At 64.2% G+C, this 16,683-nt stretch carries 13 protein-coding genes; 7 read left to right on the forward strand and 6 right to left on the reverse strand.

What is annotated here, in order from left to right:
• The first annotated feature begins 8 nt into the window (after positions 1 to 8).
• Positions 9 to 794, forward strand: coding sequence for a 16S rRNA (adenine(1518)-N(6)/adenine(1519)-N(6))-dimethyltransferase RsmA (rsmA, locus tag EV686_RS02990; RefSeq protein WP_132473322.1), 786 nt, complete (start codon positions 9 to 11; stop codon positions 792 to 794).
• Between the two features lie 56 nt (positions 795 to 850).
• On the opposite strand, the gene EV686_RS02995 is transcribed toward rsmA, so the two are convergent.
• Positions 851 to 2,080: a nucleoside recognition domain-containing protein gene (locus tag EV686_RS02995; protein WP_132473324.1), complete on the reverse strand. Its 1,230-nt coding sequence runs from the start codon at positions 2,078 to 2,080 to the stop codon at positions 851 to 853.
• Positions 2,081 to 2,122: 42 nt separating this feature from the next.
• Positions 2,123 to 2,527 carry a lactoylglutathione lyase gene (gene gloA / locus EV686_RS03000; RefSeq protein ID WP_132473326.1) on the reverse strand — a complete coding sequence of 135 codons (405 nt, stop codon included), beginning with the start codon at positions 2,525 to 2,527 and terminating at the stop codon, positions 2,123 to 2,125.
• 186 nt (positions 2,528 to 2,713) lie between these two features.
• Here gloA and EV686_RS03005 point away from each other — a divergent pair, with 186 nt between their 5' ends.
• Positions 2,714 to 3,415 (forward strand): glutathione S-transferase N-terminal domain-containing protein, encoded by a 702-nt coding sequence (locus EV686_RS03005; RefSeq protein ID WP_132473328.1) that lies wholly within the window; start codon positions 2,714 to 2,716, stop codon positions 3,413 to 3,415.
• Positions 3,416 to 3,478: 63 nt separating this feature from the next.
• On the opposite strand, the gene EV686_RS03010 is transcribed toward EV686_RS03005, so the two are convergent.
• Positions 3,479 to 5,188 carry a Na/Pi cotransporter family protein gene (locus EV686_RS03010; RefSeq protein WP_207901668.1) on the reverse strand — a complete coding sequence of 570 codons (1,710 nt, stop codon included), beginning with the start codon at positions 5,186 to 5,188 and terminating at the stop codon, positions 3,479 to 3,481.
• A gap of 119 nt (positions 5,189 to 5,307) precedes the next feature.
• On the opposite strand from EV686_RS03010, the gene EV686_RS03015 reads away from it, so the two are divergent.
• The 3 genes from EV686_RS03015 (at position 5,308) to EV686_RS03025 (ending at position 8,718) form a co-directional block, all read left to right on the forward strand.
• On the forward strand, positions 5,308 to 5,868 hold the full coding sequence (locus EV686_RS03015; RefSeq protein ID WP_132473330.1) for an NUDIX domain-containing protein: 561 nt from the start codon (positions 5,308 to 5,310) through the stop codon (positions 5,866 to 5,868).
• A 134-nt stretch (positions 5,869 to 6,002) separates the two neighbouring features.
• The gene (gene acs, locus EV686_RS03020; protein WP_132473332.1) at positions 6,003 to 7,952 is read left to right on the forward strand and encodes an acetate--CoA ligase; all 1,950 of its coding nucleotides are present in this window, start codon (positions 6,003 to 6,005) and stop codon (positions 7,950 to 7,952) included.
• 91 nt (positions 7,953 to 8,043) lie between these two features.
• Complete coding sequence (locus tag EV686_RS03025; protein WP_132473334.1) at positions 8,044 to 8,718, forward strand: response regulator transcription factor; 675 nt, start codon at positions 8,044 to 8,046, stop codon at positions 8,716 to 8,718.
• A gap of 9 nt (positions 8,719 to 8,727) precedes the next feature.
• Here EV686_RS03025 and EV686_RS03030 read toward each other — a convergent pair whose 3' ends face one another.
• Positions 8,728 to 12,195 (reverse strand): hybrid sensor histidine kinase/response regulator, encoded by a 3,468-nt coding sequence (locus tag EV686_RS03030; RefSeq protein ID WP_132473336.1) that lies wholly within the window; start codon positions 12,193 to 12,195, stop codon positions 8,728 to 8,730.
• A gap of 370 nt (positions 12,196 to 12,565) precedes the next feature.
• Between EV686_RS03030 and EV686_RS03035 the strand changes: the two genes are divergently transcribed.
• Both EV686_RS03035 and EV686_RS03040 read left to right on the forward strand, forming a co-directional pair.
• Complete coding sequence (locus EV686_RS03035) at positions 12,566 to 13,582, forward strand: Bug family tripartite tricarboxylate transporter substrate binding protein (protein ID WP_377747872.1); 1,017 nt, start codon at positions 12,566 to 12,568, stop codon at positions 13,580 to 13,582.
• A gap of 478 nt (positions 13,583 to 14,060) precedes the next feature.
• Positions 14,061 to 14,717: a YiaD family glycine zipper/OmpA-like lipoprotein gene (locus tag EV686_RS03040; RefSeq protein WP_132473338.1), complete on the forward strand. Its 657-nt coding sequence runs from the start codon at positions 14,061 to 14,063 to the stop codon at positions 14,715 to 14,717.
• Positions 14,718 to 14,852: 135 nt separating this feature from the next.
• On the opposite strand, the gene EV686_RS03045 is transcribed toward EV686_RS03040, so the two are convergent.
• A complete protein-coding gene (locus EV686_RS03045; RefSeq protein WP_132473340.1) occupies positions 14,853 to 15,863 on the reverse strand; it encodes a Bug family tripartite tricarboxylate transporter substrate binding protein in 1,011 nt (336 codons plus the stop codon).
• 97 nt (positions 15,864 to 15,960) lie between these two features.
• Positions 15,961 to 16,680: an enoyl-CoA hydratase/isomerase family protein gene (locus EV686_RS03050; RefSeq protein ID WP_132473342.1), complete on the reverse strand. Its 720-nt coding sequence runs from the start codon at positions 16,678 to 16,680 to the stop codon at positions 15,961 to 15,963.
• Between the last annotated feature and the right edge of the window lie 3 nt (positions 16,681 to 16,683).

Raw genomic sequence — 16,683 nt, forward strand, 5'->3', positions numbered from 1 at the left:
GAGTCTCAATGGCCCAGCCGCATCAGGCGCGCAAGCGCTTCGGCCAGCATTTCCTGGTGGACGACTCCGTCATCGACGGCATCGTGCGCGCCATCGCGCCCCGTCCCTCCGACCGTATGGTCGAGATCGGACCGGGCCTGTCGGCGCTGACGCAGCCGTTGCTGCGCACGCTGGAGCATCTGACCGTCATCGAGCTCGACCGGGATCTGGCGGCCCGCCTGCGCAGGCAGCATCCCGAGTCGCGCTTGAGCATCATAGAGTCCGATGTGCTGCAGGTGGATTTTTCCGCGCTGGGCGAGGGCCTGCGTATTGTCGGCAATCTGCCGTACAACATTTCCAGCCCGCTGATGTTCCACCTGCTGCCTTTCGCCGGACAGGTGAAGGACCAGCATTTCATGCTGCAGAAGGAAATGGTGGACCGCATGGTGGCCAAGCCGTCCACGTCGGCCTACGGCCGGCTGTCGGTCATGCTGCAGGCGCGCTATCGCATGACCGCGCTGTTCGACGTGCCGCCCGATGCCTTCGACCCGCCGCCGCGCGTAGTCTCGGCGATCGTGCGCATGGCACCCCTGCCGGAAGGCCGCCCCGTGCCGCGCGACCATGCCATGTTCGAGAAGGTGGTGGCCAAGGCCTTCGAGCAGCGACGCAAGATGCTGCGCCGCAGTCTCGGCGATTGGGCGAAGGACCTGGACTGGCAGGCGCTGGGCATCGAGCCCACGGCCAGGGCGGAAGACCTTTCGGTGGCCCAGTACATGGCGCTGGCTGATGCGCTGACGCCGGTCGAATCGCACTGATTGCGCGTTAAAACAAAGACTTCATCGTTTCCGGAAACCTGCCCGGCGCCCCGGGCTCAGGCAAAAAACCAATAGCAGACGGCGATGGCGGCGATGATGCCGACCAGGTCCGCGAACAACGCGCATCCCACGGCGTGGCGCGCCCTTTGTATCCCTACCGATCCGAAATACACGGCCAGCACGTAGAACGTGGTTTCCGTGCTGCCTTGCACAGTGGCGGCGACCAGGGCGGGGAAGCTGTCCACGCCGAAATTCTGCATGGTTTCGATCAGCATGGCGCGGGCGGCGCTGCCGGAAAACGGCTTGGCCAGCGCCGTGGGCAGGGCATCGACGAAGCGGGTGTCCATGCCGATGTATTGCACCAGCCAGCGGATGACGTCCAGCAGCGCATCGAGCGCGCCCGAGGCCCGCAATGCCCCGATGGCGCACAGCATGGCGACCAGGTAGGGCAGCAGGCTCTTGGAAATGTCGAAGCCTTCCTTCGCGCCTTCGACGAAGGCTTCGTAGACGGGCACTTTCTTCCAGGCGCCGACCGCCAGGAAGGCGATGATGATGCCGAACAGCGTCAGGTTGCCCAGCAGGGACGACAGCGCTGCGATGGCCGCGCTGCTCATGGTGGCCAGCAGCGCCATGAACCCGCCCAGTATCAGGGCGGCGGAGCCCAGCCATGCCAGCACGACGGGATCGTGCAGCCGCAGCCGCTGCATCAGCGCCACGCTGAGCAGGGCTGCCAGCGATGATGCCGAGGTGGCCAGCAGAATGGGCAGGAATACCAGCGTAGGATCCGCCGCTCCCTGTTGAGCCCGGTACATGAAGATCGTGACCGGAAGCACGGTCAGTGAAGAGGCGTTCAGTGTCAGGAACAGGATCTGCGCATTGGTGGCGCTCTTGGGATCCGGGTTCAGTGTTTGCAGCTCGCGCATGGCGCGCAGGCCGATGGGCGTTGCCGCATTGTCCAGGCCCAGTCCGTTGGCGGCGAAGTTCAGGGTGATGAGCCCCAGCGCGGGATGATTGCGCGGCACACCGGGCATCAGGCGATGGAACAGCGGCCCCAGCAGGCGGCCCAGCAAGGCGACCAGCCCAGCATTTTCCGCAATACGCAGGAAGCCCAGCCACAGCGTCAGGGTGCCGAACAGCAGCACCATGATGCTGACGGACAGCTCCGCCATCTGGAACAGGCTGGCGACGATGCGCGAGAAGATGTCCGCCTGGTCCAGCACCAGCCACTGGTACAGGCCTGTCATGGCGGAAACAAGGAAGAAGGCCAGCCAGAGGGTGTTCAGCATGGAGCGTCGCGCGCGGTTGTCTTTGTCTGTGTCGGGGCTGGATCAGTCGCGCTGGCCGGCGCGTTCCTTGCGCTGGATCAGCTCGATCTTGTAGCCGTCCGGATCTTCCACGAAAGCGATCACGGTCGTGCCGTGCTTCATGGGACCGGCTTCGCGCACGACCTTGCCGCCGCGCTCGCGGATGCGGTCACAGGCGGCATAGGCGTCTTCGACTTCGATGGCGATATGGCCGTAGGCATTGCCCAGGTCGTATTCCGAGGTGTCCCAGTTGTGGGTCAGCTCCAGCACGGCGCCCTCGCTTTCGTCTGTATAGCCGACGAACGCCAGCGTGAACTTGCCGTCGGGATAGTCGTGCTTGCGCAGCAGGCGCATTTCCAGGACTTCGGTGTAGAAAGCCAGGGAGCGCTCGAGATTGCCGACGCGCAGCATAGTGTGGAGAAGCCGCATGGAGGGGGTTCCTTCTGAAGTGTGATGACAGGATCCGGCGCCCCTTTTTCAATGGGGGCGCAAACGCCCACATGATAACCCTTGGCGGACGGGAGGCGATAGCGGCCGGGAGGGAGGGCCATTCCGGGCCGCAGCGATCTGCGGTATCGTTGCGTATCAGTGCAACCGACATTCCGAGGACATCCGATGGCAGACATTTCCGGTTTTCCGATTACGAAACGCTGGCCCGCCCAGCATCCCGACCGCATCCAGTTGTATTCCGTACCCACGCCCAATGGCGTGAAGGTTTCGATCTTCCTCGAGGAGGCGGGCCTGCCGTATGAGTTCCACCGAATATCGTTCGACGACAAGGACCAGTTCACGCCGGAGTTTCTGTCCCTGAGCCCGAACAACAAGATCCCCGCCATCCTGGATCCGGACGGGCCCGGAGGCAAGCCGCTGCCGCTGTTCGAGTCGGGGGCGATCCTGCTGTATCTGGCCGAGAAGACCGGAAAGTTCCTGCCTGACGATGCGGCGGGACGGTATCAGACGATCCAGTGGCTGATGTTCCAGATGGGCGGCGTGGGGCCTATGTTCGGACAGGTGGGCTTCTTCCACAAGTTCGCCGGCAAGGAGTTCGAGGACAAGCGCCCGCGCGACCGCTATGTGGCCGAATCGCGTCGCCTGCTGCAGGTGCTGGACCGCTGGCTCGAAGGACGGCAGTGGATGCTGGGCGACACATACACCATCGCCGACATGGCCATCTTCCCGTGGGTGCGCAATCTCATTGGTTTCTACAATGCGGGCGACCTGGTGGGCTTCGGCGATTTTGCCAATGTGCGGCGCGTGCTGGATGTGTTCGTCGCGCGCCCCGGCGTGCAGCGCGGGCTGGCGGGCGCGAACAGCTGACTCACTGCCAGCCGAAGCACAGACCTTGCCGTTAGCGGCGGGGCCGGGCGGCTCCGGTCCTCATTACGAAGCGCTGCGCCCGGGCATAGCCAGGCTCTCGCCAAGATCGCCGGTATCGCCGAGATCCTCGGCGTCGCGAACATCATTGGCATCGCGTGCGGCGGTGATGTTGCCGGCATCGTCGGCCTGGGCCGGCTGCAGGTAGCGGCAGATGCGCCAGCAGTGATGCCCGACGCGCTCGATCCAGCGCATGATATCGAGTATCTGCAATGCTTCGCTTGCGGTGCGGTAGCCGCTGGTGGTTTCGCGCACCGTCAGATCGCGGGCCTTGCGCCGCAGACCCGCAAGGTGGCTGGCCTGCTGCTTGATCACGGGCAGCCAGTTCTCGGGCGGATTGCTGCCAGATAGTCCTGCGACCGCCTGCCGGAGCATGGATTGCAGTCCCGAAAATGCATCTTCCAGTACGGCCGGCGGGTTTGCGATCATGGGCGGCAATGCGGTGGATGCGCGGGCGTGCAGCCGGAACAGGTGGTCGATGGCATGCATCTGGTCGAGTCGCTGGCCGGCGAAGGGATCGGGGTGCTCAGCGAAAGGGATGCGCGACAGGAAGTCCTGCGTGGCGTTCAGCGCCTGCTCCAGTTGCTGCTGCCTGTCGAGAGCCAGGGCCTGGATGCGGATGCCGGGGGACGCCTGGCCGCAGGCCGCGGCGATGGGCAGGAAGAGATCCGTGGCGATCTGCGACATCGCCTGCCGGGTCGAGCCGAATGCAAGTTCCGGAACCTGCAGTTGCGAGGAGTCCAGGCGGCTGACGGGCGAAGGCGCGCGGTCGGGCAGCAGGCGTTCGATGCGCTGAGCGAACCATGCGGCATGCGGAAGGAACAGCAGCACGCCGATGCCGATGAACAGCGTGTGGAATGCCGCCAGGCCGATGGCGCCGGTCTCCAGGCCCAGCCGGTGCTGCAGGGTTTCGATGAGCCACAGCAGCAGCGGAAGCAGCAACAGGGCGATGATGCCGCTGGACAGGTTGAACAGCACGTGCGCCAGGACCGTGCGCCGGGCCAGGATCGATCCGCCGATGGCCGCCAGCACGCCGGTCATGGTGGTGCCGATGGCGGCCCCGATGACCAGTATGGCCGCCTGGTCGAATGCAATGGCGCCCGTGTTCAGCGCGGTCAGCGTCGTGGCCACCATGGCGGTGGAAGATTGCATCATGATGGTCATCACGATGCCGATGAGCAGGATGACGATGTGCGTCGTCCAGTCGTCCGCGCCCAGGCCGTCCAGTGAAAACAGCGTGCTCATGCCCCGCATGCCGTGTTGCATGGTGTCGATGCCCACGAACAGCATGCCGAAGCCCGCCAGCGCCATGCCCAGCGTCCTCCAGCGGCCTTTGCCGAGCAGTTTCAGGAAGGCGCCAATGCCGATCAGGGGCAGTGTATACAGCCCCAGGCTGACTTTCAGGCCCAGCGTGGCGATCAGCCAGCCCGTTCCGGTGGTGCCCAGGCTGGCGCCCATGACGACGCCGAGCGCCTGGGGAAAGCTGACCAGGCCCGCGCTGACGAAGCCGATCAGGGTGATCGTGGTGGCGGCGGAGGATTGCAGCAGCAGGGTGACCAGCGTGCCCGAGGCGAATGCCTTGACAGGCGTTCCCGTGAAGCGCAGCAGGGCGCGGCGCAGAGAGTCCCCGGCGAATGCCGTCAGGCCGTCGGTCAGCAGCGTCATGCCCATCAGGAACAGGCCGATGCCGCCAAGCAGTTGGAAAGTCGTCGTCACGTATCAGCGCCTGTTGATGCTAGCGGAAGCCTCGCATTGTCCGCCCACGCGTATTCTTATTCATGCGAAACTCCTTTTAGCTTTTAGTATTACCAGGCCCTAATGGAAGAGACCAAACCATGACGATACCGCAGACCGAAGCGCAGGACCACCTCCATGAAACCCTGATCGAGCAGGAAACCCTGTATCGCGGTAATTTCCTGCATCTGCGCCGCGACCTGGTGCGCCTGCCCGATGGCAAGGAGACGACGCGCGAGTATGTCGTCCACCCCGGCGCCGTTGTCGTCATTCCCTTGCTGGACAACGGCCATGTGCTGCTGGAAAAGCAGTTCCGCTACCCTGTGGGGCAGGTCATGATCGAGTTGCCGGCGGGCAAGCTCGATGCCGGAGAGGATCCGCTGGCCTGCGGGCAGCGCGAGCTGCTGGAGGAGACCGGCTACAGCGCGCGCGAATGGACCCCGGCGGGCAAGATTCACTTGGCCATCGGCTACTCCAACGAAATCCTGTACGCCTATTTCGCCCGGGGCCTGGCGCAGGGAGAGCGCAGCCTGGACGACGGCGAGTTCCTGGACGTGTTCTCCATGCCCGTGCCGGAGTTCCTGCAGGCTTGCCGCGACGGCCGAGTCACTGACGCCAAGTCCCTGTCATGCGCATTCTGGCTGCAGAATCTACGACCATAGTCTTAACCATCGACCAAATCGCCTGACCGCTGGTACCATTTCCCAATACGGGCATCCTGTTTATTCAATAGGCCGGAGTTCTTCGCGAACGCCGGGCCGAGCCGTGTAGAACAACATCAGCAGATGGAGACATCATGACGGAACAATCTCTTTATCCCGCTCCCGCCGGTTTCGCCGGGCCCGACACAGTCGATGCCGCAGCCTATGAGGCGGCCTACCGCAGATCGCTGGAATCCCCTGATGCGTTCTGGGCGGACGTGGCCGAGCGCCTGCAGTGGTTCAAGAAGCCCACGAAGATCCGAGACGTCAATTTCAGCCCCGATGATTTCCGCCTCCGCTGGTACGAAGACGGAGAATTGAACGCCAGCGTCAACTGTCTGGACCGGCATCTCGAAACGCGTGGAGACAAGCCGGCCATCATCTGGGAGGCCGACAGCCCCGATGCTCCATCACAGCACATCACCTATCGCGAGCTGCACGCGAGGGTCTGCAAATTCGCCAACGGGCTGCGCAGCCTGGGCGTGAAGAAGGGCGACCGGGTCACGGTCTATCTGCCCATGGTCGTGGATGCCGCCGTGGCGCTGCTGGCCTGCGCGCGCATCGGAGCCATCCACAACGTGGTGTTCGGCGGCTTCTCGCCCACCTCCGTGGCGGACCGCATCCGCGACTGTGGCGCCAGCATCGTCATCACGGCGGACGAGGGTCTGCGCGCGGGCAAGCCGGTGCCGCTGAAGCAGAATGTGGATGCCGCGCTCAGGCAGGAAGGCACCGACAGTGTGAAGACGGTCGTGGTGCTGAAGCATACGGGCGGCAACGTGCCTTTCCAGGAAGGACGGGATCGCTGGTGGCACGACGTCATCGAAGGACAGCCGGAACAGTGCGAGCCGGAACGCATGAACGCGGAGGATCCGCTGTTCATCCTGTACACCTCCGGCAGTACCGGCAAGCCCAAGGGCGTGGTGCATACCACGGGCGGCTATCTGGTCTATGTCAGCATGACGCACGAACTCGTATTCGACCTGCGCGAAGACGATATTTTCTGGTGCACGGCCGATATCGGCTGGGTCACGGGTCACAGCTACATCGTCTACGGCCCCCTGGCCAACGGTGCGACGACAGTGATGTTCGAAGGGGTGCCCAGCTATCCGAATGCCTCGCGTTTCTGGCAAGTGGTCGACAAGCACAAGGTCACGATTTTCTACACCGCGCCGACGGCCATCCGCGCGCTGATGCGCGAAGGCGAGGAGCCGGTCAAGACGTCCTCGCGCAAGTCGCTGCGCCTGCTGGGGTCGGTCGGCGAACCCATCAACCCGGAAGCCTGGCGCTGGTATCACTCGGTTGTCGGAGAAGGGCGCTGCCCCATCGTCGATACCTGGTGGCAGACGGAAAACGGCGGCATCCTGATCGCGCCGCTGCTCGGTGTCGGCCCGGTCAAGCCGGGGGCGGCATCCAAGCCCTTGTACGGCATCCGTCCCGCGCTGGTAGGCGCCGACGGCGAGCTGGTGCAGGGAGCGGGCGAAGGGCACCTGATCATCCAGGACTCCTGGCCCGGGCAGGCCCGTACGGTCTATGGCGACCATCAGCGCTTCATCGATACCTATTTCCGCACCTATCCTGGCAATTACTTCACCGGAGACGGCGCGCGCCGCGACGAGGATGGCGATTACTGGATCACCGGCCGGGTCGACGATGTGATCAACGTCAGCGGCCACCGCCTGGGCACGGCGGAGGTGGAAAGCGCCCTGGTCGCCCATCCCAAAGTGGCGGAGGCCGCGGCCGTCGGCTTCAACCATGATGTGAAGGGCCAGGGCATTTATATCTATGTCACGCTGGTGGCGGGCGAGCAGGGCACAGAAGAGCTGCGCAAGGAGCTCGTCAATCATGTGCGCGGCATCATCGGCCCGATCGCCACGCCGGATCACATACAATGGGCGCCTGCCCTGCCCAAGACGCGTTCGGGCAAGATCATGCGCCGCATCCTGCGCAAGATCGCGGAAAACGCGCCCGAGCAACTGGGCGATACCAGTACGCTGGCCGATCCGACCGTGGTCGATACGCTGGTCGAGGAGCGCTGCATCAAGTAGTATCCGCAGCGGGGATTGCGCCGCTCGACTGTGCGATCTCCGTTGCCGGCCTGGGGGCCTTTCTCATTTTCGCGCGGGCGCCGTAGCCTTCATGACAGAGCTGTTGATCGCCGATGACCATCCCTTGTTTCGCGAAGCATTGCGCGGGGTGGTGGCGCGCGCGTTTCCCGGCACGGCCATCCACGAAGCGGACAGCCTCGAGCGCCTGTACGTCCTGGTGGACGCTTATCCCGATGCCGACCTGCTGCTGCTCGATCTCGACATGCCCGGGGCGCAGGGGTTTGGAGCCCTGATGCATTTGCAGGGCCTGCAGCCGCAGCTTCCCATCGTGATCGTTTCCGGCCATGAAGATCCAGCGCTGATGCGCCGGGCGCTGGATCATGGCGCCATGGGCTTCATTCCCAAGTCCGCCGATGTCCATACGCTGGATGCCGCCTTGCATCAGGTGCTGGACGGCACTCCCTGGATTCCCCAGCAGGCGCGCCAGGCGGCGGGCGCCGACGATGTCGAACAGGCGGCCGCCAACGGCGTCAGGGAATTGACCCCGCAGCAATTCCGGGTGCTGCAGATGGTCGGAGCCGGTCAATTGAACAAGCAGATCGCGCATGAGCTGGGCGTATCGGAGGCCACGGTCAAGGCCCATATGACGGCCATCATGCGCAAGCTGGGCGTCAGCAACCGCACGCAGGCAGTGCTGATCGCCGGCAGGCTCGGGCTGAACCTGCCCTCCGGGCCGGCGGATGCCGATATCGGCCAGCGCGCGTAAGCGCAGCGATCAGATTTCCGTCTCCTGCGCCTGCTTCTTCCTGGCCTGCGCCGTCAGGAAGGCGCGCAGCGATGCGGGCTTGACGGGTTTGGTCAGGACGCGATAACCGCGTTCCCTGGCAATCTGCTTGAGCTTGTCGCTGCCATCGGCCGTCAGCAATGCGCCTACGATATCGGGATGGTGCTCCCTCAGCAGGTCCAGGCTGTCCAGGCCGTCCAGCCTGTCGTGCAGGTGATAGTCCACCAGCAGGACATCCGGCACGTTTTCCTCTTCCTGCATGCAGGCCAGCGCCTGGTTCACGGTCGTTGCCAGGATCACATGGACTTGCCAGCGCTGCAGCAGCGCTTCCATCCCCGCCAGAATGTCATGGTCATTGTCCAGGCAGAGCACGCGCAGCCCCGGCAGATGGTTGTCGGCGGGCGGTTTGTAGGTGGGCTGGGCGGGCGAGACGGCCGATGGGGGCGCCGCGGTTGGCGCCAGGACGGAGAACACGCTGCCTTTGCCAACGACGGAGCGGGCGTCCAGTGCGTGGCCCAGGCGCAGGGAAATGCGCTGGCAGATGGAGAGCCCGAGTCCGAGTCCGCGTCCGTCCCAATCGAAGGGCTGTTCGTAGCGATGGAATTCGTCGTAGATCTGGCGCAGGTGATGCGACGGGATGCCGGGGCCGGTATCCCATACCTGAAGCAGTACGCCGCCATCTTTGGGGCGGGCCGCCAGGAGAATGGCGCCCGACCTGGTGTAGCGCAGCGCATTGGCCAGGAAGTTCTGCAGCATGCGTCGCAGCAGCCTGCGGTCGCTGAGGACGTATCGCGGGCGGGCGTGGACACGCAGATCCAGCCCCCGTGCGGCGGCCATCGGCCGGTATTGCTCGGTCAGTTGCTCCAGCAACTCGGCGGCATCGAATACGGTCAGCTCGGGACGCAGGGCGCCCGCGTCCAGGCGTGAAATGTCCAGCAGGCCGTCCAGCAGCTCTTCGGCTGAACGCAGCGACGTGTCGATGCGCTCGGCAAGATAGGCGGCATCCCGGGAACCGTCGTTCTCCCTGAGCGCCGAGGTGAACAGGCGGGCGGCGTTGATGGGCTGCAGCACATCGTGGCTGATGGCGGTCAGGAAGCGCGAGCGTGTTTCGTTGGCTTTTTCCGCTTCGCGAGTGCGCTCGTCGACGCGCTGTTCCAGGGTTTCGTTCATTTCGCGCAGCGCTTGTTCTACGCGTTTGTAGTCGGTAACGTCGCTGTAGCTGGTGACATAGCCGCCGCCCGGCAGCGGCTTGCCGCGCAGGGCGATGACGTGGCCAGTGCGCAGCGTGCGCTCATAGACGTGGCGCGACCCCGCCTGCATGTAGGCTACGCGCTTGGCGATTTCCTGCTCGATGTCGATGTTGGCGACATTGCCCAGTTCGCCGCGCTCGGCGTTGAAGCGGATCAGGTCCGCCACCGATTTGCCGACATAGAGCATGTCCTGTGGGTAGTCGAACAATTGCTGGTAGCGCTGGTTCCAGGCGACCAGGCGCATTTCGCTGTCGACTACGCTGACGCCCTGATCGATGTGTTCCAGCGTAGCCAGCAGAATATCGCGGTTGAAGCGCAGCTCCTCCCCGGCTTCGTCCAGCACGGCCATGACGGCGGTCACTTCCATGCCCGAGCCCTTCAGCGCGCTGGCGAGCACGACGCGGGCGGACGATGCGCCGACGGCAGCGGCCAATAGCAGTTCAGTGAAGTGCAGCCAGCGGCGGTCGGCGCGCAGGTTGGCGTCGAGCGCGATGCCGCGCTTCTTGGCTTCGTCGGAAAAGGCGCGTTGCGCCGCGGTTTCTCCCGATACCCGACCCGCAAGCGCCAGCAGATCCTGGACCAGGAGATTGCCCTCCCATTGGTCGGGGGCCTGCAGATGGCGTTTGGCATAGGGGTTCAGGAATGGCTCGGCGCGCAGACGCTCTCCCAGGCTGGGGCGCTTGCGGGCGGAAACGATCAGCATGGCGCCCACATTGAACAGCAGGGACCAGAACGCCCCGTGCGTCAGCGGATCCCAGCCTTCGACCCCGAACAACTGGTGCGGCCTAAGCCAGGCGATGCCCAGCGGACCTTCGTGCAGCCAGGCGTCGTCCATCCAGCCGCTGGAGGTCAGGGTGGGCAGGAGCAGTGTATATATCCACAAGCCGAATCCGATCAGCAGTCCGGCTTCCACGCCCTGGCGGCTGGCGCCGCGCCAGTACAGGCCGCCGATGAGCCCCGGGCCGAACTGCGCCACTGCCGCGAATGCCATGAGGCCGAAGGAGGCAAGTGCGGTATCGCTGCCGCTGGTGCGGTAGTAGCCATAGGCCAGGGCCGCCAGGCAGGCGATGGAGATACGCCGGATCCACAGCACGGCGCGCGCCATGTTGGCCTGTCCCTGGTGAGCCCATCCGCGGCGCAGCAGGATGGGCATGATCAGGTCGTTGCTGACCATGGTGGCCAGCGCCACGCTAACCACGATCACCATGCCTGTGGCGGCAGAGAATCCTCCGATGTAGACCATGAGGGCAAGGCCGACATTGCCTTGTGATAGCGGCAATGCCAGCATGAAGCTGTCGGGAGCGATATCGCTGCCATAGCCGAACAGGGAGACGCCCGCGCTGGCGATGGGCAGCACCACCAGGCTGACGATGAGCAGGTAGCCGCCGAACAGCCAGCGGGCGCGCCGGATGTCGCTCACGTCCAGGCACTCGACGATGGCTACGTGGAACTGGCGCGGAAGACAGATGATGGCGGCGAAGGCAAGCAGGGTCTGCCCGGCGAAACCCACTGGAGGCGTGGATTCCAGCAGCGCCCGGGTGGCGGCGACCAGTTGCAGGTCGTTGCCTTTGAACCAGGCCATGGCGAATACGCCCATGGCGACGAGGGCCAGCAGCTTGACCAGCGACTCGAATGCGACTGCCAGGATAAGGCCGGGCCTGTGCTCCGTGGCGTCTACCTGGCGCGTACCGAACAGGATGGCGAACAGCGCCATGAGCACGGCCACATACAGCGCTGGATCGCCCAAGGGGCTGGACATGGTATGGGAACCGCTGAGCACGCTCAGGCTGGTGGTGACGGCCTTGTATTGCAGCGCCAGATAGGGAATGGCGGCGATCAGGGCAATGAAGGCGACGATGGCTGCCAGCCGCTGCGATCTGCCGTAGCGGGACGCGATGAAGTCGGCAATGGAGACGGTGTTCTGTGACTGGGCGATCAACGCCAGCCGCTCCAGGATGCGCCAGCCGAACAGCAGCATGAGCAGCGGACCCAGGTAGATGGGAAGATAGCCGATGCCATGGCGGACGGCAGATCCGACCGCGCCGTAGAAAGTCCAAGACGAGCAGTAGACGGCCAGCGCCAAACTGTAGACGGCAGGGCGCAGCCAGGGGCGCTGCGGATATAGCGGGAAGCGGTCGCCGGCCCACGCGATGGCGAACAGTATGGCGGCATATAACAGAGAGGCCAGTACAACCCATCCGGGCAGCATGATCGCGGTGTCCTTTTTTGCCGCCGGGCCGTCCAGCGGCAAAAAGCGCCCCTATGGAGGGCGGCAAGCCGAAGGCGCGGCGCGGGGATGTTTTTATGATCGTTTTATTCTTGTCGGGGTATTTTAACGGTTCGCAGGAGGTCATTGTTTGCGTTGCGCCAATACGGCCGGCGGCGATGGCCGGGGAATTTGTCACAAAAGGCGTAGAATGCCTACATCTGGTGCATGACCACGCGCTCAAGCGCAAGCCTCGTCGTTCACGACGAGCTCGAGCGAGGCAGTGTTCATACGGCGCCGCAGGCGCCCCCGTATTGTGGCGAGGAAGCTCCCGACTTCAGGCGGGACTGATTTACAAGAGGAGAAAACAACAATGAGTATGTTCAATACCGGCCGTATCCCGGCGTCCAAATGGGTTGGTGCGTTTGCCATGACGGCGGCATGCCTGGGCTTCGGGCAGGCCAGCCTGGCGCAGGGCGGCTATCCGTCCAAGCCCATACAGTTCGTGGTGCCATATGCACCCGGCGGCCCCCTGGACAACGTCGCGCGTCTGCTGGCGGAAAAAGTCCAGCCGGAGCTGGGCCAGCCCGTCGTCGTGGAAAACCGTCCGGGCGCGGGAGGCAATATCGGCGCGGCCTATGTCGCCAAGGCCGCTCCCGATGGCTATACCCTGGTCATGGGAGCCGTAGCCATCAATGCCATCAACCCCTGGCTGTATCCGGACCTTCCGTTCGATCCGGTCAAGAGCTTCGCGCCAGTGACATTGCTGGCTTCCGTGCCCAATGTGCTGATCGTGAATGCCGATTTCGCGAAGGCCAACAACATCGATTCGGTCAAGGATCTGGTCGAATACGCCAAGAAGCACGATGGCGAGCTTAACTTCGCCTCGGGCGGCAACGGCAGCGCCGGACACCTGGCCGGCGAGTTGCTCAATGTCCGCGAAGGCGTGAAGACTGTGCACGTGCCCTATGCCGGCGCAGCGCCGGCCAAGCTGGCGCTGCTCAGTGCGCAGGTGCATTTCATGTTCGATAACCTGGCATCGGCTGCAGGGCTGATCAAGGACGGGCAGGTCAAGGCGCTGGCCGTGACGACGGCGGAACGCTCTTCCATCTACCCCGACCTGCCGACCATGCAGGAAGCGGGTGTCGACAAGTTCGACCTGGGAACGTGGTTCGGCGTGTTCTCCACCGGCGGCACGCCGGATGAGGCGATCGAAGTGCTGCATCGCGCCTATGCCAAGGCCATGAAGGATCCGGCGGTCAGCAAGGCGCTGCTGGCGATGGGCTCCGACATCGAGCCGAATACGCCGGCGGAGTTCGCCGAGATGGTGCAGCGCGAACTGGCCAAGTACAAGGAAATCGTGGAAGTGTCGGGCGCGAAGCTGTTCTGACCACGCGCCCAAGCGCAAGCTTCGTCGTTCACGACGAGGTCAAGCGAGGCAGTGTTCATATGGCGCCGCAGGCGCCCCCGTATGGTGGCGAGGAAGCGCCCGACTTCAGGCGGGAGTGACTCACCCGATGTAAGCCTGGGCCGGCAGGCCCGGGCGTCTTCGATGCATTCCGGTGCACCTGTATGTAATACACGGGCCATCGAGCGGGACTGCGGAGTCCATGCTCGATGGCCCGATTTTCATGGATTCGCCCGGCGCGGCTACCATCCATTGTTTCGTTCATTCGTCAACGACTGCAAATTGCGCAAAAATGTTACATCTATCGGGGCCGGCGCTTGATAGTATGCCTTCCGTAAGCAGGACATGATGCCGTGCGGGGAGCGCGCTCTGGCAGCAGAGTGCGGATCCGGGCGGACTGCGCAATGTGCGCCGTGTCTGGGCGATACGATCGCAAGATCTGAAAACAAGGAGAATCACAATGGAACTGTCCAAGCGTATTGGCCGTATCGGCGCATGCCTGAGCGTTGTCGTTCTGGCTGCGGGTTGCACAGCAACAGGAACGCAGGGCGGACGCACTGCCGTGGGAGCGGGTGCGGGCGCGGCCGTGGGCGCGGGTCTTGGCGCATTGATCGGTGACAGCAGCAAGGCCGCCGCCATCGGCGCGGGCGTCGGCGCCGTCGCCGGCGGCATCGTCGGCTACAACTGGTCGAAGATCAAGAATGACGTGCAGGAGTCCGGCGCCTCCAACCTTGGCGTGGATGTGACGGAAATGGCCGATGGCTCGCTGCGCGTCAACATCCCCAGCAATGTTTCCTTCGATACCGGCCGCTCCGACCTGAAGCCCGCCTTGCTGCCGGTGCTCGACAGCGTCGCACGCGCGCTGGTACAGCATCCGCAACTGCGCGCCAAGTCCATCGGGCACACCGACAGTACGGGTTCGGCGGCCGTCAACCAGAAGCTGTCCGTCGATCGCGCGCGTTCGGTCACGAACTACCTGGCCGGCCAGGGCGTGGCGGGAGACCGCCTGACCGCGGAAGGCCGCGGTCCCGACTATCCGGTGGCGGACAACGGCACGGCGGAAGGCCGCGCCATGAACCGTCGTGTGGAGCTGTACCTGTACGCCGTGCAGCAGTAAGTCTCCCGGCCGCCAGGCCCGGCCGATGGCCGAGGCCAGGCATCAGGAAAATGCGCCGCAATGCCAGTTCATTGCGACGCATTTTTTTGTCTAGGGCCGCCCCTGGACAAAAGCTTCCTCTTGAGGCGGCGCCGGTCAGTTGACCTGTATCCCCGCTTTTTTGGCCAGGTCCTTCCACATGGGGATTTCCGTCTTCACGACGGCATCCAGTTCCGCGGGCGTGCTGCCCACGGCGACCGCGCCCTGGGCCATGAAGGATTCCTGAACCTTCTTGTCCTTGCTGGCTTCGACGATTGCGCCGTGCAGCTTTTCGATGGCCTCGTCCGGGGTTTTGGCCGGCGCAAAGATGGCGTACCAGGAGTCTACATTGAACCCTTCTATGGTTTCGGAGACGGCCGGGATGTCCGGCATGACCGGCGTGCGCTTTTCGGTGGAAACCGCCAGCGCCTTCAATTGGCCGTTCTTGATGAAGGACGTGACCGAAGGCAGAGATACCCAGAGCAGCGGAATCTGTCCTCCGACGACATCCACCGTGGCCGGACCGCCGCCGCGATAGGGCACATGCATGAGCTTCACGTTTCCGGCGCGCAGCTTGAGCAGTTCGCCCGCGATGTGGCTGGGAGAGCCGGTGCCTGCGGATCCATAGGGCACTTCCGTTTTTGATGCCTTGACGTATTCGATGAGTTCGGCAATCGAGGAGGGCGGAAACGAAGGATGGGCTACCAGGACCTGCGGGGCCGATGCGACCAGCGATACCGGCTTCAGGTCCTTTTCCGTATCGAAGGGCAGCGAGGTGTAGATGGCGGGGTTGATGGTGTGCGATGACAGGGTGATCAGCAGGGTGTAGCCATCGGGCGCGGCGCGCGCCACGGCGCCAGTCGCAATGGTGCCGCCGGCGCCGCCCTTGTTTTCCACGACGACGGTCTGGCCCAGGGACTTGCTGAGCGGATCCTGCAGGATGCGGGCGGCCACGTCCACGCTGCCCCCTGCGGGGTAGGATACGATCAGGCTGATGGGCTTGTTCGGGTAGTCGCTTGCGGCAAGGCCGATGGCGGGCAGCGCCAACGTCAATGCCGCCACGGTTGCCCTGACTGCTGCGATGCCTGGCGAGCGGCGTACCGCCGAGCTTTTTGCTGTCGTCTTCATTGTCTCTCCGTATTGTTTTGCGATCCGGGTAGTGGATTGAGCCGCACCGCTGGATCAGGCGATGAGCGCTTTTTCTGGTCGTTCGTATAGGCTGGATTCAGGCTGCCAGGTATTGGCGTATGCGCGCCTTGAGTCCGGGGCGGGCTGCGGAGCGCGCCAGTTCCGCCATGTCGGTGTCCATATCGTTTGTATCCAGCGCCCGATACAGGCTGGCCCGGGTGCAGGCATCCAGCGCGTCGGCGGTTTCGGCGGCCTGCGTCAGCAGCGCGGGCCAGTCCTCCTGCGGGGCGGCGCGCTGGATGAAGCCTATGGTCTGCGCTTCTCCGGCATCGAAGCTGCGCGCGTTGCCCAGGATGGATAGCGCGTTTGCCGCGCCGACGATATTGCGGAATCGCCGCGTGCCCAGCACCAGCCCGAATTTCAGCCCGGGCATGCGGAAGCTGGCGTCCGGCGCGCAGTAGCGCAATTTGCATGCGGCCAGGATGTCCACGCCCGCGCCGAAGTTGCGTCCGTGCGCCAGGGCGACGGTCAGGCTGCCGGAAGACGCCAGCAGTTGCAGCAAGGTTTCGATGCGCACCATGCGCAGCAGCAGGTCGCCTTCGCTTTGCGTCTCGTAATCGGTGAAATCGAAGCCCGCGCTGAAGTTCTTGCCTTCCCCCCTGAAGACCAGCAAGGGGATGCCGTGGGCATGCGCGTCCTCGACGCCGGAGATCAGGGCTTCGACAAGTTCGGACGACAGCGCGTTGCGCTTTTCCGGACGGTTCAGCGTGAATGCCCAGCAGTCGGGCTGGCGATGGATGATCAGTGATTCCGACATGGC

The sequence above is a fragment of the Paracandidimonas soli genome (genome assembly GCF_004342005.1).
Taxonomy (GTDB): domain Bacteria; phylum Pseudomonadota; class Gammaproteobacteria; order Burkholderiales; family Burkholderiaceae_B; genus Paracandidimonas; species Paracandidimonas soli.